Source organism: Paenibacillus flagellatus, from assembly GCF_003217775.1.
GTDB lineage: Bacteria > Bacillota > Bacilli > Paenibacillales > NBRC-103111 > Paenibacillus_AB > Paenibacillus_AB flagellatus.
On sequence record NZ_QJVJ01000019.1, the window covers coordinates 73,187 to 94,478 of the forward strand.

Genomic DNA, 21,292 nt, shown 5'->3' on the forward strand with positions numbered 1-21,292 from the left:
CATGAACAGAAAAAAATGGCTCCTCTTGGGCGGGGCTTTCGGCTTCGTCGCTTGGGGCTTGTATCATTCCGACGATATGGACGCGTTCGTCCGATCGCTCGATCGCCAATCGGGGACCGCTTATCGGTATATGCAGCCGGGGGACGGCTTCGACGCGAGCTCGAGGGCGGCTTCTTCGCCGCTCAGCGGGGAGCGGCTGCTGTTCGCGATCAAGGAAGAGGCCGAGAAGCGGAGGGTGGCGCCGATCGACGCCAAGCTGGATCGCGTATGGAAGGCGATACCGGGCTACAACGGCCTCGAGGTGGATGTCGAGAAAACATGGAAGCTGGCCCAGCAGCGAAGTGCCGGGAGCGACATCCCGTTTGTCTACACGGAAGTGTCTCCGGCGGTACGATTGGAAGATTTGGGCGCCCATCCGATCTACAAAGGAAACCCGAACAAGCCGATGGTCGCGCTCATGATCAATGTGGCTTGGGGCAACGAGTTTATCGGTCCGATGCTGGACGTGCTGGATAAAGAAAACGTGCGCGCGACGTTTTTCTTCGACGGCTCCTGGCTGAGCAAAAACATTGAAACGGCCGCCGTCATTCGGGACAAGGGTCACGAAATGTCCAACCACGCTTATTCGCATAAAGACATGAGCAAGCTCGGCCGGGAGGACACGATTCGGGAAATTACGAAAACGCAGCAGCTGCTGAAGGAGAAGCTGGGCGTCGACAACGTCCTGTTCGCGCCGCCATCCGGAGATTTTAGCGATTTGACGGTCAAGGTCGCACATGAGCTGAAGCTGAAAACGATCCTATGGACGTTGGATACGGTCGATTGGATGAAGCCGTCCTCCGATTCGATCGTCAAAAAAATATCGTCCCGCGTCGAACCGGGCACGATGATCTTGATGCATCCGACGGCTTCCTCGTCGGGGGCGCTCGAAGGCATGATCCGCGCGATCAAGCGGAAGGGGCTCGTGCTCGGGACCGTATCCGAATTAATATCCCCGAATCGGGTTCCGAAGGTTGAGCCGGACTCCAATATTTGATAATATCATGAGAGTACGTGAGACTCTCATGATATGGCAACAATATCTACCGCTAAAACGCGGTCGGACTTCCCGGAATTACTTCGATTTCGGATATTGTTACAATATCAGTAAGAACGAAAGTGCTTACTGATATTGCGTCCGTTCCAACCATTAAAGGGCGGTCCGGCTTCGCCGCCGGAGCGGGAAGTGGCCGAATATCATCGTTTCCAATCTAAGGGGGAGCCCCATCTTGATCAAACAAACGCTCAGCAACGGATTGCGAGTCGTCATGGAACAAATCCCGACGTACCGCTCCGTTTCTTTCGGAATATGGGTGAAGACCGGTTCCCGGTACGAAAGCGCCGCGAACAACGGCATTTCGCACTTCATCGAGCATATGCTCTTCAAAGGAACGGAACGGCATACGGCCAAGGATATCGCCGAAATTTTCGACGGCATCGGCGGTAACGTGAATGCGTTCACCGCAAAGGAATATACGTGCTATTACGCGAAGGTGCTCGACCAGCATTTGCCGATCGCGGTCGACGTCCTCTCCGACATGTTCTTCAACTCGAAGCTCGACCAGGAGGAGCTCGATAAAGAACGCAACGTCATTCTCGAGGAAATCTCGATGTACGACGATACGCCGGACGATCTCGTGCATGACCTGATCGCGAAGGCGGCGTATAACGACCATGCGCTCGGCTACTCGATTCTCGGCACCGAGACCAACTTGCGCGCCATGCAGCCGGATACGCTGCGCGCTTACATGGCCGACCATTATACGGTCCCGAATACGGTCATCGGGATGGCCGGCAATATCGACGACAGCGTGATGGAGCTGGTGGAACGTCATTTCGGCTCGTTCGCCAACGCCGGCGCCGCACCTGAATTGACCGCCCCGCAATTCGCCGGGGAAGCGCTGTTCCATTCGAAAAAAACGGAGCAAAACCATATTTGCTTGGCACTGCCGGGCTGTTCGCTGCACGACCCGATGCTGTACCCGATGATATTGCTGAACAACATGATCGGCGGGGGAATGAGCTCGTATTTGTTCCAGGAAATTCGCGAGAAGCGGGGGCTTGCCTACTCCGTATACTCGTATCATACCGCCCATATCGACAGCGGCATGTTTACGATCTACATGGGGACCGCTCCGAAGCAGACGCAGGACGTGCTCGACGTAACGATGGAAGTGCTGCAAAGCGTAACCGAACGCGGGCTGTCCGAGGAGGAGCTGCATAAAGGCAAGGAACAGCTGAAAGGGAGCTTCATTCTGAGTCTGGAAAGCACGAGCAGCCGGATGAACCGGCTCGGCAAAAACGAGCTGATGCTCGGCAAGCATTACACGCTCGACGAAATATTGAACCGGATCGACTCGGTGTCCCAAGAAGACATCCGGACGCTCATCCGCTCGCTGTTCGCCCAACCGTTCGCCACGGCGATGGTCGGCAAGTCGGACAAAGCGATGCAATCGTTCAGGAGGGATTCCCTTGTCGTTCCAAGTTAAAGTGAAGCGGATGCCCGGCTGCGAAGACGTGCAGCTCCCGCAAAAAATGTCCGAACTCGCCAGCGGCTTCGATTTATATGCCGCGGTGACCGAGCCCGTCACGCTGCAGCCCGGGGAACGAACGCTCATCCCGACCGGCATCGCGATCGCCATGCCGCCGGAGCTCGAAGCGCAAATCCGACCGCGCAGCGGCCTCGCGTTCAAGCACGGCATTACGTGCCTGAATACGCCGGGAACGATCGACGCCGATTACCGCGGAGAGATCAAGGTGCTGTTGATCAACTTGGGGCAGGCGCCTTTCACGTTCGAACGGAACGAGAGGATCGCGCAGATGGTGTTCCAAATCGTTCCGCAGGTGGCACTCGAGCCGGTCGACGAGCTTGATGATACGGTCCGCGGAGCGGGTGGCTTCGGCCATTCCGGTACGAAGTGATGCCCTTATGGGCTAAGACCAAGAATCGCTTTTCCTGAACCAGGAAAGGCGATTTTTTTGTATGTTTATCGATCGGCAAACCGTTTCTTCCATATAGATAGCGACACTACCCTTTCGCCGGAGGTTGATACGATGCTGCATTTGGAACGGCTGGAAGCCGTATTTTTGCCCGTAACCGACTTGGAACGATCCGTAAGCTGGTACCGGGAACATTTCGGAGTTCTTCCCGTTTACGGGAAGACGGTTGAGGGAGCCGAGGCGGTTTATTTGACTTTTTCCGAGACGGTGAAAGATCGGAGCGGTTCCGACGGATTTTTCATGGTACGGAAAACGGTGACGAACCGCTATTCGCATATTCCGTTCAACTTTCATTCGAATCGGATGGAAAGGCGCCATTTCGAAATGGAGAAAGCGGGAGTGACCGTGACGGCGCTCGTTCGGGACCACGACATGTTATGCTTCGACTTTTACGATCCCGACGGCAACCGGATCGGACTGTGCCAGGAAGGGAACGCAGGAGACTCGAGTCCTGTACTAACAATGGGAGGGACCTTTTTGGCGGTTTCGGATTTGGACCGATCGGTCGCCTGGTACGCGGAAAAGCTCGGCTTATCTTTCGATTTTTTTACCGCGACGGGAGTGGCGGGATACGTCGGACCGACGAAAGACTACATTCCCGGCTTGACGATCCGGTATGCCGGGGTGAAGGGGGGATTGGCGGCAGGCGGCTGGAGCCGACTCGCTCTCGTTGAAACGCCGGGGTTCGAGCCGCTGCGCCACGTTCCCTGCCTCCTCAAATCGTCCGATGCGGAATCGGATTATGCGGAGTTGAGCGATAGCGGGGTAGTTTTATCCGAGCTGCGGGCGCAACATGGCGTGTATCGATTCGATGTTGTCGACCCCGACGGCAACCGGATCGGCATTATTCAATAAGCGAGGGAACGCTCCGCGAGGGGCGTTTTTTAATTGGACCCGAGTCCGAGTCGCTTCGCGGCCGATCGGCGAACTGGGCTGTAACCCATTCCGGGCGGACGGCATAAGATGTCGTATACTTAACGGGCTGCCATCGCCTATGCGCGATGCAGCGCCCAAGCGTCACGAAAGGGGTGTAAATATGCTGACCGGCATTCAAGTCACCTTGATCGGCGGAGACGCGCGTCAATTGGAAGTGATCCAGAAATTTTCGGAGCTGGACGCCGCCGTTACGCTGATCGGGTTCGACAATTTGCAAAACTTGTTCAGCGGCGTGACGAAAGCGTCGCTTTCCCCGACGACGTTGGAGAAGACGGACGCCGTCATTTTACCGGTCGTCGGGACGGATGAGAACGGGGTCGTCGATTCGATTTTCTCCACGTCGGAAATGGTGCTGAGCGACGAACACGTCTCCGCGCTTCCGAAACATGCGAAGGTGTATACCGGAATGGCCCGAACCTACTTGAAGGAGCTTTGCGCCAAGCACGACATTCAGCTTGTCGAGCTGCTCGACCGGGACGACGTGGCCATTTACAATTCGATCCCGACCGCGGAAGGCGCCGTCATGATGGCGATCCAGAACACCGATATTACGATTCACGGCTCTCAATGCATGGTGCTCGGGTTCGGCCGGACCGGACTGACGATGGCGCGGACGTTGAAGGGACTCGGCGCCAACGTGAAGGTGGGAATCCGCAAGCAGGAGCATTTCGCAAGAGCGTGGGAGATGGGTTTTTCCCCGTTTTACTTGAGCGAACTGGCACAGCAGGTGTCCAATATCGACTTGCTTTTTAATACGATTCCGACTATGATAGTCACAGCGCAAATTATTGCCAACATCCCGCACCGGGCCGTCATTATCGACCTCGCGTCGAAGCCGGGCGGCACCGATTTCCGCTTCGCGGAAAAGCGGGGCGTGAAGGCGATGCTCGCGCCCGGACTTCCCGGAATCGTCGCACCGAAAACAGCTGGACGCATCATAGCGAACACCGTCACGCAGCTGATCATGGAAGACGTTACAACCGGGAGGAATGCGCGATGAATTGGACAGGGAAGACGGTCGGATTCGCTTTGACCGGATCGCATTGCACGTTTGAGGAGACGATGCCGCATATCCAACGTTTCGTGGACGCCGGAGCCCGGGTTATCCCGATCGCCTCGCAGACGCTCATGACGACGGATACCCGCTTCGGCACGTCGGCCGGTTGGCAGAAGCAGTTGAAAGATATAACCGGGAATGATATTATTTCTTCAATTGTAGACGCCGAGCCGCTCGGACCGTCGAAGCTGCTCGACGTCATGCTCATCGCCCCGTGCACGGGCAATACGACGAGCCGGCTGGCGAACGCGATGACGGACAGCGCCGTTCTGATGGCGGCCAAAGCGCAAATGCGCAACCAGCGCCCGCTCGTACTGGCCATTTCGACGAACGACGGACTCGGGCTGAACGCGGCCAACATCGCCAAGCTGCTCGTCGCCAAAAACATTTATTTCGTTCCGTTCGGGCAAGACAACCCGACGCAAAAGCCGAACTCGCTCGTGGCTCGCATGGACCTGATTATGGACACGTGTGCGGCGGCGCTCGAAGGCAAGCAGCTGCAGCCGCTGCTGATCGAACGATTTCAGGATATTGTCTCTTAACATAATCCATCATTCAAACTTTAAGGGAGAGAATCAAGCCATGTCGAACCAAAAACGTTTCAATGTCGCCGTAGTCGGTGCAACCGGTGCCGTAGGTGAGCAAATCATCCGGCTGCTGGATGAGCGGAATTTCCCGATCAACGAACTGAAGCTGCTGTCGTCCGCGCGCTCCGCCGGAACGAAGGTCAAGTTCAAGGATCGCGAAGTGACGATCGAGGAGGCGACACCGGACAGTTTTAAAGGGATCGACATCGCTTTGTTCAGCGCGGGCGGAGACGTAAGCAAGAAGCTCGTTCCCCATGCCATCGAGCACGGAGCGGTATGCATCGACAACACGAGCGCGTTCCGGATGGACCCCGAGACGCCGCTCGTCGTTCCGGAAGTGAACATCGACAAGATCAGCGAGCACAAAGGCGTCATCGCGAACCCGAACTGCTCGACGATCCAAATGGTAGCCGCCCTGAAGCCGCTCTATGACCGGTACGGCATTTCCCGGATCATCGTCTCGACGTATCAGGCGGTGTCCGGCGCCGGAGCGAAGGCGATCAACGAAATGCTTCGCCAGTCGAAGGAAGTGCTGGAAGGGCGCGACCCGAATCCGGACATTTTGCCGGTCGGCTCGATGCCGGTCAAGCATCAAATCGCTTTCAACGCCATTCCGCAAATCGACAAGTTTACGGAAAACGGCTTTACTTACGAAGAAATGAAAATGATCAACGAAACGAAAAAAATAATGGGCGACGATTCGATCGAAGTAACGGCGACCTGCGTTCGGATTCCGGTCGTATACGGACATTCCGAGTCGGTCTATGTCGAACTGAAGAGCGATTTCGACCTCGAAGACGTCAAATCGCTGATCGCGAACGCCCCGGGAATCGTTCTTCAAGACAACCCGGCGGAGCAGCAGTACCCGCTGGCGACGGAAGCGGCAGGCAAGCTGGATACGTACGTCGGCCGTCTGCGCCGCGACTTGTCCAACCCGCGCGCGCTCAACATGTGGATCGTATCCGACAATTTGTTGAAAGGCGCCGCTTGGAACGCGGTCCAAATCGCCGAATATATCGCCATCGAGCAAAACTGACGTTTCATACCCGCAATATCGGCAGCGATCGTCGATCCGTCCTCAGGACGGGTCGATTCGTTGCGGCTTGGAGGGGAGCCCATGCGCATCTTGGTGCAAAAGTTCGGCGGAACTTCCCTCTCCGACGCCCAAGCCAGAACCCACGCCATTCGTCATATCAAACAAGCGTTAGCCGATTCGTACCAATTGGTCGTAGTCGTATCCGCAATGGGCCGCAAAGGGGAGCCTTACGCCACCGATTCTTTATTGGAGCTGATTCGGCACAACGGCAACTGTTTACCCGCAAGGGAAAAAGACTTGCTGCTGCATTGCGGCGAAATCATTTCCGCCGCGGTCCTGTGCAGCCTGCTCGAGGCGGAGAACGTGCCGGCCGTCGTCTTGACCGGAGCGCAAGCCGGCATCCGGACGAACGATCGGTTCGGCGACGCCCGCATCGAATCGATTCAACCTTCCCGCATCGTGCAGGCGTTGTCCGAGGGGAAGGTTGCGGTCGTTCCGGGCTTTCAAGGCGAGACGGCCCACGGCGACATTACGACGCTCGGTCGCGGAGGCAGCGACACGACCGCCACGGCGCTCGGAGCCGCGCTGCGGGCCGAATGCGTCGACATTTTTACCGACGTCAACGGGATCTTCACCGCCGATCCGCGCATCGTATCCGAGGCGAAGCCGATCGAGCGGGTGACCTATGCGGAAATTTGCAATATGGCCTACCAGGGCGCCAAAGTGATTCACCCCCGTGCGGTCGAAGTCGCCATGGAAGCGGGCGTGCCGATTCGAGTCCGATCGACGTTTTCCGACGACGAAGGAACGCTCGTTACACGAGGGGACGAACCGGAAGGGGCCGACCGCAGGCTGAAGGATCGCTTCGTCACCGGCATCGCGCATGTGGCGCCGGTTACCCAGATCAAGGTCGCGGCTCAGGAAGGCCAATACGACTTGTCGTTGAACGTCTTCAAGACGATGGCCCAGCATCAGATCAGCGTCGACTTTATTAATGTCAACGTATCCGGCGTCACGTATACGGTATTCGCCCATGAATCGGAGCGGGCGATCCGCGTGCTGAACCGGCTCGGCTATGAACCCGAAACGACGGAGGGATGCGCCAAAGTGTCCGTGATCGGCGGGGGAATGAACGGAGTGCCGGGCATTATGGCGCATATCGTCGAAGCGCTGACGAAAAACGACATTCCGATTTTGCAGTCCGCCGATTCCAACGCCACGATCTGGGTGCTCGTGAAAGAGTCCGACATGGCGAAGGCGATCCAGGCGCTGCACCAGACGTTTCAATTGGATAAACCGTAACGGACTCGACGCACCGGACTTGTCCTTGACCCGTACCAACGGATTACGGAACCGTTATAAGGAGGAATTCAAGTGGATTTCGGAAGAGTCATTACCGCGATGGTGACCCCGTTCGACGCGGAGCTGCGCGTCGACTGGGATCAGGCGAGAAAGCTGATCGATTACTTGATCGAGGAGCAGCAGTCCGACAGTCTCGTCGTCTGCGGCACGACGGGCGAATCCCCGACGTTGACCGAGGACGAGAAGCTCGCGATGTTCAAGCTCGCCGTGGAGCAGGCGAAAGGGCGGTGCCGCATTATCGCCGGCACGGGCAGCTACGATACGGCGCATACGATTCATTTGACGAAAGCGGCGGAAAGCGCGGGTGTCGACGGCATCCTGCTGGTAGCGCCGTATTATAACCGTCCTTCGCAGGAAGGATTGTACGCGCATTTCAAGGCGGCGGCGGAATCGACGAGCTTGCCGGTCATGCTGTACAACATCCCGTCCCGTACGGGTATTACCGTATCGGCTTCGACGACGCTCAAGCTGGCCCAGCTCCCGAACGTGGTCGCCACGAAGGAAGCCCATTCCGACTTCGATTTGATTTCCGAACTGACGGCGAACGCGCCCGAAGGATTTCGCGTCTACAGCGGAGACGACATTTTGACGCTTCCGATGCTGTCCGTCGGAGCATACGGGATCGTCAGCGTGGCGAGTCACGTCATCGGCAAAGAGATGCAGCAGCTGGTTCGGGCTTATACGAGCGGCAATGTGGCGGAAGCGGCATCCTGGCACGCGAAGCTTCGTCCGATCTTCAACGGCTTGTTCAACTGCCCGCACCGGGTGCCGAATCCGGTACCGGTGAAATACGCGCTCGGCTTGCACGGGATGCCCGTCGGCGGAGTGCGGCTGCCGCTCGTCCCGGCGACGGAAGAGGAAGGGCGTTTCATCGAAGCGCTGTTCCGCCGATAATCGCATAACGACACGAAATCGACCGATGCCGACCGGCATCGGTTTTTCGTTTTGGGGCACGCTAGAACTACTCGACTTGTATTCACCTACACGCTTCATGTATAATAAATGGCAAGTGACTGGTTCGGGTTATCTTTGGTTCGGGATATATAAGGATCGTCGTCAATAAAACCTGGGAGGTATAGTCTTGTCTAAAAAAAATATAGATAAAGTATCCATTTTCGCTCTGGGCGGCGTGGGCGAAATCGGGAAAAATATGTATGTCGTGCAGTACGCTAACGATATTGTCGTCATCGATTCCGGCTTGAAGTTTCCGGAGGAAGACATGCTCGGCATCGATATCGTCATCCCCGACATTTCATATTTGACGGAGAACCGCGATAAAGTCAGAGGAATCTTGATTACGCACGGCCATGAGGACCACATCGGCGGATTGCCTTACGTCCTCAAACATTTGAACGTTCCCGTGTACGGAACGAAGCTGACGCTCGGTCTGATCGAGGGCAAGCTGAAGGAAGCGAACCTGCTCGGCGAGACGAAGCGCATTTTGATCAACTCCGAATCGGAGGTTCAACTCGGTACGATCAAAGCGACTTTCTTCAAAACGAATCACAGCATTCCCGATTCGGTTGGAGTTTGTCTCGAGACGCCGGAAGGTCTCGTCGTCCATACGGGCGACTTCAAGTTCGACCAGACGCCCGTTAACGAGCAGTACGCGGATTTGCATAAGATGGCGGAGATCGGCAGACGCGGCGTGCTCGCCCTGCTTTCCGACAGTACGAACGCCGAGCGTCCGGGGTATACCGGCTCGGAACGCACCGTCGGCATCGCGCTCGAGGACGTGTTCCGCAAAGCGAAGCAGCGCGTCGTCGTAGCTACGTTCGCTTCGAACGTGCACCGCATCCAGCAAGTCATTGACGCGGCCGAGGCGACTCGCCGGAAAATGACCGTTATCGGCAGAAGCATGGTCAACGTCGTCAATGTGGCAAGCGAGCTCGGTTACTTGCGCATACCGGACGGCATGCTGATCGAACCCGAAGAAGTGAACAAGCTCGCGGCCGACCGCGTCGTTATTTTGTCGACGGGGAGCCAAGGCGAGCCGATGTCCGCCCTTACGCGCATGGCGCGCGCCAACCACCGCAAGGTGGACATTTTGCCGGGGGACACGGTCGTCATCGCGGCGACACCGATTCCGGGCAACGAACGGTATGTAGGACGTACGGTGGACGAACTGTTCCGCATCGGCGCGAACGTCATCTACGGTCCGGGCTCGGTATCCGGCGTCCACGTGTCGGGTCACGGCAGTCAGGAAGAGCTGAAGCTGATGCTCAACCTGATGAAGCCCAAATATTTCATCCCGATTCACGGCGAATACCGGATGCTTCGCCAGCACGCGCTGCTGGCCGAGTCGGTCGGCATGGACCGCGAAGATATTTTCATCGTCGACATCGGCGATACGGTTGAAATTCAGGGCGGCGTCGCTCGCAGAGGACCGCGCGTGTCTTGCGGCAACGTGCTGATCGACGGACTCGGCGTCGGAGACGTGGGCAATATCGTGCTCCGCGATCGGAAGCTGCTTTCGCAGGACGGCATACTCGTCGTCGTCGTGACGCTGAGCAAGCAGGACGGTGCGATCATGTCCGGACCGGATATCATTTCGCGCGGCTTCGTCTACGTTCGCGAATCCGAAGGGCTTCTCGAAGAGGCGAACCGGATCGTCAGCAACACGCTTAACCGGTTGATGGTCGAAAACGTCAACGAATGGGCTTCGCTCAAAACGCACGTAAAAGACGCACTCGGACGATTTTTATATGAACAAACCCGAAGAAGACCGATGATTTTGCCGATCATTATGGAAGTGTAACGCACGGCAATGATCTAGTCACTGAACCCAACGATACCCGAAACACGAATCGTAAGAGTCTCCGGCCAAGCCGGGGGCTTCTTTTTTTATCGAAATCGTTGGACGATTTTTCCGCCGGATAAAATTTCGGGTCCAATCGATACTATGAAAGATGACAGGAGGAGGGTCTGCCTATGCCTTGGAATCCGATAAACGAACAAGAGCAGCCGGACATCGCCGAGGAGAAGAAGCGTAACGCCACGGTCGAGACGATCCAACAGCTCGGACAAACGACGACGCCGGCTGCAGAATCGAACATTTATTGCATGACGATTATAGGTCAGGTGGAGGGGCACATGGTGCTGCCGCCGCAAAACAAGACGACGAAGTACGAGCATCTGATTCCGCAGCTCGTCGCGGCGGAGCAAAACCCGAAAATCGAAGGCATTCTGATCATTTTGAACACGGTCGGGGGAGATGTGGAGGCCGGCCTCGCGATCGCGGAAATGATTACGTCCATGTCCAAGCCTACGGTTACGCTCGTGCTCGGAGGCGGGCACAGCATCGGCGTGCCGATCGCCGTGTCGTCGGACTATTCGCTGATCGCCGAGACGGCTACGATGACGATTCATCCGATCCGGTTGAACGGGCTCGTCATCGGCGTGCCGCAAACATTCGAATATTTGGACAAAATGCAGGAGCGCGTCATCCGTTTCATTACGAGCCATTCCCGCGTCACCGAACAGAAGCTGAAGGAGCTCATGTTCAAAACGGGGGAGCTGACCCGCGACATCGGCACGACCGTCATCGGGGCGGACGCCGTCAAGCACGGCTTGATCGATGCCGTCGGCGGCGTGGGGGAGGCGCTCCGGCAGCTCAATATGAGAATCGATCAGTACCGGAGCGTGAACGGCAAAGGCGGGATGGTACAATGATTCTGTATACGCAGGTGCCGCTGGAGTCCGTGCTCGACGGGCTGGAGGAGATGTGCGACAACTGTATCGAGGTAACGGTCGGCGGCGTCCTGATGCAAGTTGAGCCGATCTCGCCGTACCAAGGAAAAGTCGTGCGGCTGCTCAGTCCGGATCCGATGCATTATTTGAATCCCGCGTTCGCGCCGGGGCAGATGATCGCGTTCCGGCCGGTGTGAACGACCGACATTCGAATATCGAACGACAAAGAAGCGGAGAGCCCGCTTCTTTTTTTGCGCCGAAAAAACCGAACGTGCGTTTTTATCCGAGCCGCTTTTGGGAAAGTATGCTATAATAAATACCTCGGAGGTGTGAACCTTGGCCAAAAGACGAAAAAAAAGCGGATCGCTCTCGTCTCAACTGAAATATGAGCTGTACGGCATCCTCATTCTCATCTTCGCCGTCATCGCCTTGTCCCACGAAGGCTCCGTCGCCCGTTCGCTCATGTACTTGTTCCGGTTTTTCCTCGGCGTATTCGACTGGGTCATACCCGTTATTTTCATATACATAGGGCTGTACGTCATGATCCGGAGAGGATGGCCGCGAGGCTGGACCGCGCGCCGGTCGGGCTTTTTGCTCGTCGTGCTCGGCTTTCTCATCATGAATCATATTACGATGTTCCAGCTGCTCGACCCGAACGGCGAATGGACGTCGGCGAGCTGGATCATCGGCCAGACGTGGTCGAGCCTGCTCGACGGACTGAGCCCTCAGAACAAGGCGGTATTATCAAACCAGGTCGGCGGCGGCATGATCGGTGCGGTGCTGTATGCCTGCTTGTTTTTCCTGTTCGACAACCTGGGAGCCAGACTGATCGAATATTCGCTGTTCGCCATCGGCTTTGTCCTGATAACGGGCATTTCGTACGTGGATATGGGCAGCAAAGTGAAGCGGCTGTTCCGCGGGGGCGGAGGACGTCTGCGCGACACGTTATCGGACATGTTCCAATTGATGAAAAGTCCGCAGAAGCCGAAGCCGGTTCGGACGCGCAAGGCGACGCAGCCTCAAATTCCGATCGACGACGACTTCGAGGACGAGCTGGCCGGCCCGGTTGTCATGCGCGAGAAAAAGAAGCCGGTGTTTTTCCAGATGCTGCAAAAGAAGCAGGCCGCTTCGGCCGCACCCGCCGGTGACGACGACGCCGAGGCGGAGGAGATCGTCTATTCGTCGCCGGGCAAGGACGCGGCGCCGTCCGCCAACTCGCGCTCGTTCGACGATGACGACGACGATCGCGATACGGATTCCGCGATCCCGCTCATCCGCGACTTCCAGGAGAACGTCGTCGAGCAGGAGCAGCCGGACGAGCCCCCGGCACCGCCTGCGCAGGCGCTTCCGCAGCCTCAGCCGAGCTTCCAGGCCCCGGCGAATCAGATGAAGATCAAGCTGCCGGTGGACGGCGACGGGGACGTGGAAGTGACGTTCGCGCAGGAGCGCGAGCGTCCGCCGGCGAAGCCGTACGTGCTGCCGTCGTTCTCGCTGCTCAACAAGCCGGGCAATTCCGGCAAAGGCGGAGACGCCGTCGACTACAAGACGATCGCGCGCAAGCTGGAGACGACGCTTGAAAGCTTCGGCGTACGGACGAAGGTGCTGGAAGTGGTGCGCGGGCCTTCGGTAACCCGGTACGAAATTCAGCCGGACGTCGGCGTGAAGGTCAGCCGGGTCGTCAGCTTGACCGACGATATCGCGCTGGCGCTCGCCGCCAAAGATATCCGGATGGAGGCGCCGATTCCGGGGAAATCGGCGATCGGCATCGAGGTGCCGAATAGCGAGGTCGCCGTCGTCACGATGCGCGAAGTGATGGAAAGCCCGGTATTCCAGGAATCGAGCTCGAAGCTGTCGATCGCGTTCGGACGCGACATTTCCGGGCAGGCGATCGTCGGCAACCTGGCGAAGATGCCCCACTTGCTCGTGGCCGGAGCGACCGGCTCGGGGAAATCGGTCTGCATCAACGGCATCATCACGAGCATCTTGTACAAGGCGAAGCCGGACGAAGTGAAGTTTCTCATGATCGACCCGAAGATGGTCGAGCTCAATATGTATAACGGCATTCCGCACCTGCTCGCCCCGGTTGTCACCGATCCGAGACGGGCGTCGCTGGCACTCAAAAAAATCGTAGGCGAGATGGAGAAGCGGTACGAGCTGTTTTCCAAATTTTCGACCCGCAATATCGAAGGCTACAACAGCATGATCGCGGAGAAGCAGGACGGAGAGCCGCTGCCGTACATCGTCGTCATTTTGGACGAGCTGGCGGACTTGATGATGGTCGCGGCGAACGACGTCGAGGATTCGATCTGCCGACTCGCCCAGAAGGCGCGTGCGGCGGGCATCCATCTCATTATCGCCACGCAGCGTCCGTCGGTCGACGTCATTACCGGCTTGATCAAAGCGAACATTCCTTCGCGGATCGCATTCGGCGTCTCGTCTCAGGTCGATTCCCGCACGATTCTCGATATGGTCGGGGCCGAGAAGCTGCTCGGACGCGGAGACATGCTGTTCATGCCGGTCGGCGCCTCCAAGCCGATTCGCGTGCAGGGCGCGTTTTTGTCGGACCAGGAGGTCGAGGCGGTCGTCAACTTCTGCAAGACGCAGGAGGAGGCCGTTTATCAAGAGGAGCTCGTTCCCGAAGTCGAGGAGCAGTCCGAGGAAGAGGACGCCTTCGAGGACGAGCTGTACGATCAAGCCGTTCAAATCGTGCTCGAGGCGAAGCAGGCTTCCGTATCGCTGCTGCAGCGGCGCATGCGCGTCGGCTATACCCGCGCGGCACGGCTGATCGACTCGATGGAGGCGAAGGGTATCGTCGGGCCTTACGAGGGCAGCAAGCCTCGCGAGGTACTCGTCTCCTTGGAGCAGTACCAGCATAGCCGCATACCGTCATGACCACAGGCGTCCCGCTTCCGGCGGGGCGCTTTTTCGTTTTTTTATACGTTTCGCGACGCTTCCTTCCTTTGAATAAGACGCCATTCCGTTTGTCATAATAAGGCGAGATATTGGAGCAAACTAACGGAAAAGGGAAGGTTGACGAACGACATGAACAAACGACTGTTGGTCATCACGATATGCACCGTTCTGTTTTTGCTGGCCGGTATGCAAATCAAGCGTACGTACTATAGCGAGCAAACGTTCGGGGAAGCCGAGCTTCGATACGGCGCCAAGGGCGGAGACGTCTACGAGCTTCAGGGCCGCTTGAAATATCTCGGCTTTTATCACGGCGACGTGGACGGCGATTTCGGCTTCGCCACGCTGCAGGCGCTGAAAAATTTCCAATACCAATTCGGCATGAAAGTCGACGGCATCGTCGGCGGCAAAACGAAGGTGAAGCTGTGGGAGGCGACCAAGGAATGGTCGCCGGACCGGACGCCCCGCAAAGGAGCGGAAGCGGCGCCCCCGGCGCCCACTCCCGGAACGGGCAACACGCCGGGCGCCACGGCGACGGGCCCGACACAGCTGCTGCCGAGCACGAACAGTCTCGGACTGTCGGAGCAAGATTTGAACTTGATGGCGAACGCCGTATACGGCGAATCCCGGGGCGAGCCCTACGTCGGGCAAATCGCGGTGGCCGCCGTTATCCTGAATCGGGTCAAGTCGGCGAGCTTTCCGAATACGGTATCGGGCGTCATCTTCCAGCCGGGCGCCTTCACGGCCGTCGCCGACGGCCAAATCTGGCTGACGCCGAACGAGGTCGCCCGCAAGGCGGTACAGGACGCGTTGAACGGCTACGATCCGACCGGCGGCTGCATTTACTATTTCAACCCGGAGACGGCCACGTCGAAATGGATATGGTCCCGTCCGCAGGTGAAGCAAATCGGCAAACATATTTTTTGCAAATAACGGAGAGGGAGAAGAAGTAACCGGCAGGTTGCTTCTTCTGTTTCTGGAAGAATATAATGGAAATGAGGTCGATACAATGGCAGTAGTGACTCGACAATCACCAATCGAAGAAGGGAGCCGATTGCCGTTGAACCAATCCGCTTTCGAAAGAGATACGGTAGGCCGCGTAAGGCTTCACGTCCTGCCGACGGATCAGTTTAAAACGTACGCGATATCCGTCTATATCGGCCATCCGCTGTCCGAATCCGACGTAACGCCCGTCGCACTGACTCCCTTCGTCCTGCGCCGGGGAACGGCCAAGCTTCCGGAGACGAAGCAGTTCCGCGAACGTCAGGACGACTTGTACGGAGCCGGCTTCGGCTTCGATATTTACAAGCGGGGCGATTATCAGATCGTACAGTTCCGCATGGACATGATTCATGACGACTTCGTCGCGGGGGAAGGCGCCTCGATGCTGGAGCAGGCGCTGCAATTCGTCGGCGAGGCGATTACCGACCCGGTCCGCGAAGAGGGAGCGTTCCGGGCCAAATACGTCGAAGCCGAGAAGGAGACGCTGCGCAAACGGATCGAGGCGATCGTGAACGATAAAATTCGTTACGCGGCCGAGCGCTGCATCGAGGAAATGTGCAAGGACGAGCCGTACCGGCTTCATCCGCTCGGCAAAGTGGACGATTTGGCGGGCATTACGCCGCAATCGCTGTACGCGACTTACGAGCAATGGCTTGCGAGCTCGCCGATCGACGTGTACGTCGTCGGCAATACGTCGCTGGCGCAGGTGAAGCCGCTGATCGAGTCGGCGTTCCGATGGAGCCGGACAGGCACCGCGTCATACGACCGGAAGCCGGCGCACCGGGAAGTTGCCGACGTCAACACGGTCGTCGAGCGTCTAGACGTCACGCAGGGCAAGCTGAACATGGGGCTGCGCACGTATGTAACCTACGCCGACGACGATTATCCGGCGATGCTGATGTATAACGGCATTTTAGGCGGCTATCCGCACTCGAAGCTCTTTTTGAACGTCCGCGAAAAAGAAAGCTTGGCGTATTACGCCTCGTCCCGTCTAGACGGTCACAAAGGCATCCTGACGATTCAATCGGGCATCGAATTCGCCAATTACGAAAAGGCGCTCGCAATTATCAAGGAACAGATCGGGCAAATGGCCGAAGGAGCCATTACCGAGCTGGAAATGTCGCAGACGAAAGCGATGATCCGCAACCAGCTGCGCGAGAGCCAAGACTCCGCGTTCGAGACGATATCGCTCGATTTCAACAACCAGCTGTCCGGCGTCGTCCGTTCGGCGGCCGATCTGATCGAGCAGGTTGAACGCATCGGCGTCGAGGACATTCGCCGGGTCGCCGGCCGCGTCAAGCTCGATACCGTCTACTTTTTGCGGGACCGGAAGGGGGAATGACGATGACGATGCAGACGATACCGTTTACGCGACTGAAAGAAACGCTGTATTACGAGCAAATGCCGAACGGCCTCGACGTTTACGTCCTGCCGAAAACCGGGTTCCATAAAACGTACGCCACGTTCTCGACGAAATACGGCTCGATCGACAATCATTTCCAGGTCGAAGGGCAGCGGGAAGTGACCGTACCGGACGGCATCGCTCATTTCCTGGAGCATAAAATGTTCGAGGAGCCGACGGGCGACATTTTCGCCACGTTCGCGTCCCAAGGCGCATCGGCCAACGCTTTTACGAGCTTCGACCGAACCGTCTATTTGTTTTCCGCCACGGGACAGATCGACGAAAATTTGACGACGCTCATCAACTTCGTTCAAAACCCTTATTTTACGGATCAAAACGTCGAGAAAGAAAAAGGAATCATCGGTCAAGAAATCAACATGTACCGCGATAACGCGGACTGGCGCGTTTATTTCGGATTGATCGAGGCGCTGTACCGGAAGCATCCTGTCCGGATCGACATCGCCGGGACGATCGACTCGATCGCGCAAATTACGAAGGATACGCTGTACGAGTGCTACCGGACGTTCTACCATCCGAGCAACATGAGCCTGTTCGTCGTCGGCGGCGTCGACCCGGAGCGGGTGCTGAAGCTCGTCCGCGAGAATCAGGCGGCCAAAACGTTTGCGCCCCAAGGCGAAATCAAGCGTTATTTCGAGCAGGAGCCCGAACGGGTGCATGACCCGAAGAAAGTGATCGAGCTGCCGGTATCGCTGCCGAAATGCATGTTCGGCTTCAAGGAAGCCGTCACCGCGTCGGAGGGGAACGAATTGCTGAAGCGCGAGCTGACGACGAAGCTGGCGTTCGACGCGCTGCTCGGCCCGAGCTCCCGGCTGTACCAGGACATGTACGACGAAGGGCTCATCTCGGACCAGTTCGGTCACGAGTACAACAGCAACACGAATTACGCGTTCTCCGTCATCGGCGGCGATACGAAAAATCCCGACGAGCTCGTGGAGCGGGTCAAGGCCGGTCTGGAGCGGGCGAAAGCCGAAGGGATCGACGAAGTGTCGTTCGAGCGGAGCAAGCGGAAAAAGATCGGCGGCTTTTTGCGCATGATGAACTCGCCGGAAGCGATGGCGCACGAATTTACGAAGTACGAGTTCAAAGGCACGAGCCTGTTCGAGGTTCTGGACGTCTACGAATCGATCACGCTGGCCGACGCCAACCGGAGATTGAGCGAGCATGTCGATTTCGACCGGTTCGCCGTCTCGATCGTAAGGAGCCCCGCTCCGTGATCAAGCCGTTTTCCGAGACGACCGTGCTCGTCACCGGCGGGAGCCGGGGAATCGGGGCCGCCATCGCCCAACGGTTCGCTTCCGTCGGGATGCAGGTCGTCATTCATTATTTGAGCTCGCACGAATCCGCGAACGAGACGGCGCGAGCGTGTCTGGCCTACGGCGCCAACGTCTTGACCGTCACCGCCGACATCCGTTCCAAGGAGCAGCTGCTGCGGATGCGCGAGAAGATGGAGAAGCACGGCATGATGCCGGACATCGTCGTGAACAACGCCGGCGTCGCCCATTACGGGATGCTGCAGGACGTGACGGAGGAAGAATGGACGAACGTGATGGACGTGAACCTGAAAGGGATGTTTCTGTGCACCCAGACGTTCATGGATCATATGGTTCGGCAAAAATACGGCCGCATCATCAACGTCTCGTCCGTATGGGGGATATCGGGCGCCTCATGCGAGGTCGTCTACTCGACCGCCAAAGGCGGGGTGAACGCCTTCACGAAAGCGCTGGCCAAGGAGCTGGCGCCTTCGGGCGTCACCGTCAACGCCGTCGCGCCGGGCGTCGTCGAAACGTCCATGAACGCGAACTTGAACGTAGCGGAGAAGGAAGCGCTGCAAAACGACATTCCCGCCGGCAGGTTCGCCCATCCCGACGAAATCGCCTCGCTCGTCTACTTCATCGCGCTGCCGGAGTCCGGCTACATCACGGGCCAGATCATCAGTCCCAACGGGGGCTGGCTGACATAGCCGGTTCGCGCGCCCGGCGCCCGATGCATAACGGTCAGCCATTCGGCACATCCTACAAACTGTTGTTACCCTTAACACCGACTAGGAGGAACCGATCATGGCAACCGTATTGAAAAGTTTCGAGCGTTGGAAGCAATTTTTGTCCGAACGGGTGGACCAAGCTCACAAAGCCGGCATGACCGATGAGACGATCTCCAAGCTGGCCGTCCAAGTCGGCGAATTTTTGTCCGATAAGGTCGATCCGGAAAATAAGGAAGAGCGCGTTCTGAAAGAGCTGTGGGACGCGGCTGACGAGCAGGAACGAAAAACGATCGCCCGTCTGATGATCAAGCTGGTCAGCGACCAATAAGGAAGACGAAAGCGATTATGCCCTAAGCCTCCTCTTGCGGGAGGCTTTTTGCACGAACCGAGCAACTTTTTCCACGAAGCAAGGAGGATAATGGCGAATATTGTAGAATAACTACTCGTTGGGCACAGGCAGTCATTCGGAAAGGTGTTGGACGTTTATATGGAAACGAAACAATGGTATATGGAATATAGAATACATAAAAACCGCCCGGGCTTGCTCGGCGATATCGCCTCCCTGATGGGGATGCTCGAAATCAACATCTTGACGATCAACGGCGTCGAAGACCGGACCCGCGGCATGCTGCTGCAGACGAACGACGACGAAAAAATCGAATTGATGGGTAAGATGCTGAAAAAAGTGGATAATATTACTGTAACCGCTCTTCGCGCGCCGAAGCTGGTCGACATCTTGGCCGTTCGGCACGGACGGTACATCGAGCGCGATTCCGACGACCGCAAGACGTTCCGGTTCACCCGGGACGAGCTCGGCCTGCTCGTCGATTTTCTCGGCGAGCTGTGCAAGCGGGACGGCAATCAAGTGATCGGTTTGCGCGGTATGCCGAGGGTCGGGAAAACCGAATCGATCATCGCCGGAAGCGTATGCGCGAAGAAACGGTGGACGTTCGTCTCCTCGACGCTGCTTCGCCAGACGGTGCGCAGCCAAATGTCGGACGACGAGATGAACCCGAACAACGTCTTCATCATCGACGGCATCGTATCGACGATGCGCTCCAACGAGAAGCACCATATGCTGCTTCGGGAAATTATGGCGATGCCGTCCACGAAAGTGATCGAGCATCCGGATATTTTCATTCGGGAATCGGAATATACATACGATACGTTCAACGTCATCGTCGAGCTGCGGAACACGCCCGACGAGGAAATTTCGTACGAAACGTTTACGAATTTCGAAAGCGACGGTTTTTAATACCCGTCGTCCAAATGTAACTATGCGCCGAACGCGGGGGTGATCGTACAGTGTCGGATTTGGGGCAGCTGCTGAAGAAAGCGCGTCTGGAGAAAGGGTTGTCGCTCGATCAGCTCGAGGAGCTGACGAAAATACGCAAGCGGTATCTCGAAGCGATCGAAGAGGGCGATTATAAAGTGCTGCCGGGCAACTTTTACGTACGCGCCTTCATCAAAAGCTACGCGGAAACCGTTGGGCTCGACCCGAACGAGGTGCTCGACCTTTACGGGAAAGCCATTCCGACGCCCACGGCGGAGACGGTGGTCGAGCCGATCCGGCGGAAGCGGAACGACGGGCGCAATACGGAGAAGCTCAGCAAGTGGGCGTCCAACATTTTGATGCTGTCGTTCATCCTGCTCATCTTGGGCATTCTTTACTATTTTATCGGAAACTCGTATACGGGCGACGAGAACAACCAAGTGAATCCGAACGATAAAATTACCGACAAGATGCCGGATCAGTCGAGCATTACCAACATGCAGACCGCCGGTGGCGGCGCTTCCGGCACCGGGGCCGATCCGGCGAAGACGCAGCAACAGCAGCAGGAGCCGGCGAAGCCGCCTCAGACGCCCGTCGTCACGCTCGCCCGCACCGAGAAGAACATCGATTACTATACGGCGACGAACGCCGACAAGCTGACCGTCCAGCTGAAGATCGTCGGCGAGGAGTGCTGGCTGCAGATCAACAAAGTCGTTCCGGCGACGGCCGAGCGGAAGCAGGAGCGCCAGGTGATCGAGGAGAAGCTGTACAAGAAGGGGGATACCCGCGAATGGGTGTCCGACGAAAGCGTCTATTTGAACGTAGGGTTTCCGCCCGCTGCGGAGCTTCTCGTCAACGGCGTACCGATCCCGCTCGGCGACGCGAAGGCGTCCAAAAAAGTGCAGATCGACCTTCAACGCACGCTGTAACCGAATAATCCGTCCTTTTGTTGGATACGCTACGCTTACGCAACGATACGAATCGTACAAAGCGAGG

20 protein-coding genes are annotated in these 21,292 nt (G+C 57.3%); all 20 read left to right on the forward strand.

Annotated features, from left to right (window positions below):
• Position 1: 1 nt before the first annotated feature.
• Complete coding sequence (locus DLM86_RS29705; protein ID WP_110843680.1) at positions 2–1,036, forward strand: polysaccharide deacetylase family protein; 1,035 nt, start codon at positions 2–4, stop codon at positions 1,034–1,036.
• 271 nt (positions 1,037–1,307) lie between these two features.
• Positions 1,308–2,528, forward strand: a complete 1,221-nt coding sequence (locus tag DLM86_RS29710) for a M16 family metallopeptidase (RefSeq protein WP_211326604.1) — start codon at positions 1,308–1,310, stop codon at positions 2,526–2,528.
• Positions 2,529–2,538: 10 nt separating this feature from the next.
• On the forward strand, positions 2,539–2,961 hold the full coding sequence (gene dut, locus DLM86_RS29715; RefSeq protein ID WP_245955016.1) for a dUTP diphosphatase: 423 nt from the start codon (positions 2,539–2,541) through the stop codon (positions 2,959–2,961).
• A 132-nt stretch (positions 2,962–3,093) separates the two neighbouring features.
• Positions 3,094–3,894: a VOC family protein gene (locus DLM86_RS29720; protein WP_110843683.1), complete on the forward strand. Its 801-nt coding sequence runs from the start codon at positions 3,094–3,096 to the stop codon at positions 3,892–3,894.
• 181 nt (positions 3,895–4,075) lie between these two features.
• Entirely contained in the window at positions 4,076–4,975 is a 900-nt protein-coding gene (gene dpsA / locus DLM86_RS29725; protein ID WP_110843684.1) for a dipicolinate synthase subunit DpsA, read from the forward strand.
• The gene (locus DLM86_RS29730; protein WP_110843685.1) at positions 4,972–5,574 is read left to right on the forward strand and encodes a dipicolinate synthase subunit B; all 603 of its coding nucleotides are present in this window, start codon (positions 4,972–4,974) and stop codon (positions 5,572–5,574) included. The genes dpsA and DLM86_RS29730 overlap by 4 nt, the downstream gene beginning before the upstream one ends.
• Positions 5,575–5,614: 40 nt before the next feature.
• Positions 5,615–6,655, forward strand: coding sequence for an aspartate-semialdehyde dehydrogenase (locus DLM86_RS29735; protein ID WP_110843686.1), 1,041 nt, complete (start codon positions 5,615–5,617; stop codon positions 6,653–6,655).
• An 81-nt stretch (positions 6,656–6,736) separates the two neighbouring features.
• Positions 6,737–7,957 carry an aspartate kinase gene (gene dapG, locus DLM86_RS29740; RefSeq protein WP_110843687.1) on the forward strand — a complete coding sequence of 407 codons (1,221 nt, stop codon included), beginning with the start codon at positions 6,737–6,739 and terminating at the stop codon, positions 7,955–7,957.
• Positions 7,958–8,029: 72 nt separating this feature from the next.
• Positions 8,030–8,911, forward strand: a complete 882-nt coding sequence (gene dapA / locus DLM86_RS29745; RefSeq protein ID WP_110843688.1) for a 4-hydroxy-tetrahydrodipicolinate synthase — start codon at positions 8,030–8,032, stop codon at positions 8,909–8,911.
• Positions 8,912–9,098: 187 nt separating this feature from the next.
• Entirely contained in the window at positions 9,099–10,775 is a 1,677-nt protein-coding gene (locus tag DLM86_RS29750; RefSeq protein WP_110843689.1) for a ribonuclease J, read from the forward strand.
• Between the two features lie 173 nt (positions 10,776–10,948).
• Positions 10,949–11,689: a ClpP family protease gene (locus DLM86_RS29755; protein WP_110843690.1), complete on the forward strand. Its 741-nt coding sequence runs from the start codon at positions 10,949–10,951 to the stop codon at positions 11,687–11,689.
• Entirely contained in the window at positions 11,686–11,904 is a 219-nt protein-coding gene (locus tag DLM86_RS29760) for a YlzJ-like family protein (RefSeq protein WP_110843691.1), read from the forward strand. The genes DLM86_RS29755 and DLM86_RS29760 overlap by 4 nt, the downstream gene beginning before the upstream one ends.
• 139 nt (positions 11,905–12,043) lie before the next feature.
• Positions 12,044–14,599, forward strand: coding sequence for an FtsK/SpoIIIE family DNA translocase (locus tag DLM86_RS29765; RefSeq protein WP_110843692.1), 2,556 nt, complete (start codon positions 12,044–12,046; stop codon positions 14,597–14,599).
• A 150-nt stretch (positions 14,600–14,749) separates the two neighbouring features.
• Positions 14,750–15,550, forward strand: a complete 801-nt coding sequence (sleB, locus tag DLM86_RS29770; RefSeq protein ID WP_110843709.1) for a spore cortex-lytic enzyme — start codon at positions 14,750–14,752, stop codon at positions 15,548–15,550.
• 127 nt (positions 15,551–15,677) lie between these two features.
• A complete protein-coding gene (gene yfmF, locus DLM86_RS29775) occupies positions 15,678–16,961 on the forward strand; it encodes an EF-P 5-aminopentanol modification-associated protein YfmF (protein ID WP_110843693.1) in 1,284 nt (427 codons plus the stop codon).
• 8 nt (positions 16,962–16,969) lie between these two features.
• Positions 16,970–18,256: an EF-P 5-aminopentanol modification-associated protein YfmH gene (gene yfmH, locus DLM86_RS32890; protein WP_245955018.1), complete on the forward strand. Its 1,287-nt coding sequence runs from the start codon at positions 16,970–16,972 to the stop codon at positions 18,254–18,256.
• Positions 18,256–19,002, forward strand: a complete 747-nt coding sequence (gene ymfI, locus DLM86_RS32895; RefSeq protein WP_245955019.1) for an elongation factor P 5-aminopentanone reductase — start codon at positions 18,256–18,258, stop codon at positions 19,000–19,002. Before yfmH ends, ymfI begins: the two co-directional genes overlap by 1 nt.
• Before the next feature lie 97 nt (positions 19,003–19,099).
• Positions 19,100–19,351: a DUF3243 domain-containing protein gene (locus DLM86_RS29790; protein WP_110843695.1), complete on the forward strand. Its 252-nt coding sequence runs from the start codon at positions 19,100–19,102 to the stop codon at positions 19,349–19,351.
• Between the two features lie 159 nt (positions 19,352–19,510).
• Positions 19,511–20,278: a DUF3388 domain-containing protein gene (locus DLM86_RS29795; protein ID WP_110843696.1), complete on the forward strand. Its 768-nt coding sequence runs from the start codon at positions 19,511–19,513 to the stop codon at positions 20,276–20,278.
• A gap of 50 nt (positions 20,279–20,328) precedes the next feature.
• The gene (locus DLM86_RS29800) at positions 20,329–21,225 is read left to right on the forward strand and encodes a helix-turn-helix domain-containing protein (RefSeq protein ID WP_110843697.1); all 897 of its coding nucleotides are present in this window, start codon (positions 20,329–20,331) and stop codon (positions 21,223–21,225) included.
• Positions 21,226–21,292 lie beyond the last annotated feature (67 nt).

Coding starts and splice junctions, on each gene's coding strand:
- dapG (WP_110843687.1), top strand. CDS start 6,737: ATGCGCATCTTGGTGCAAAAGTTCGGCGGAACTTCCCTCTCCGACGCC.
- DLM86_RS29790 (WP_110843695.1), top strand. CDS start 19,100: ATGGCAACCGTATTGAAAAGTTTCGAGCGTTGGAAGCAATTTTTGTCC.
- DLM86_RS29730 (WP_110843685.1), top strand. CDS start 4,972: ATGAATTGGACAGGGAAGACGGTCGGATTCGCTTTGACCGGATCGCAT.
- DLM86_RS29705 (WP_110843680.1), top strand. CDS start 2: ATGAACAGAAAAAAATGGCTCCTCTTGGGCGGGGCTTTCGGCTTCGTC.
- sleB (WP_110843709.1), top strand. CDS start 14,750: ATGAACAAACGACTGTTGGTCATCACGATATGCACCGTTCTGTTTTTG.
- dpsA (WP_110843684.1), top strand. CDS start 4,076: ATGCTGACCGGCATTCAAGTCACCTTGATCGGCGGAGACGCGCGTCAA.
- DLM86_RS29710 (WP_211326604.1), top strand. CDS start 1,308: ATGGAACAAATCCCGACGTACCGCTCCGTTTCTTTCGGAATATGGGTG.
- DLM86_RS29755 (WP_110843690.1), top strand. CDS start 10,949: ATGCCTTGGAATCCGATAAACGAACAAGAGCAGCCGGACATCGCCGAG.
- DLM86_RS29795 (WP_110843696.1), top strand. CDS start 19,511: ATGGAAACGAAACAATGGTATATGGAATATAGAATACATAAAAACCGC.
- dut (WP_245955016.1), top strand. CDS start 2,539: ATGCCCGGCTGCGAAGACGTGCAGCTCCCGCAAAAAATGTCCGAACTC.
- yfmH (WP_245955018.1), top strand. CDS start 16,970: ATGCAGACGATACCGTTTACGCGACTGAAAGAAACGCTGTATTACGAG.
- DLM86_RS29760 (WP_110843691.1), top strand. CDS start 11,686: ATGATTCTGTATACGCAGGTGCCGCTGGAGTCCGTGCTCGACGGGCTG.
- DLM86_RS29735 (WP_110843686.1), top strand. CDS start 5,615: ATGTCGAACCAAAAACGTTTCAATGTCGCCGTAGTCGGTGCAACCGGT.
- DLM86_RS29720 (WP_110843683.1), top strand. CDS start 3,094: ATGCTGCATTTGGAACGGCTGGAAGCCGTATTTTTGCCCGTAACCGAC.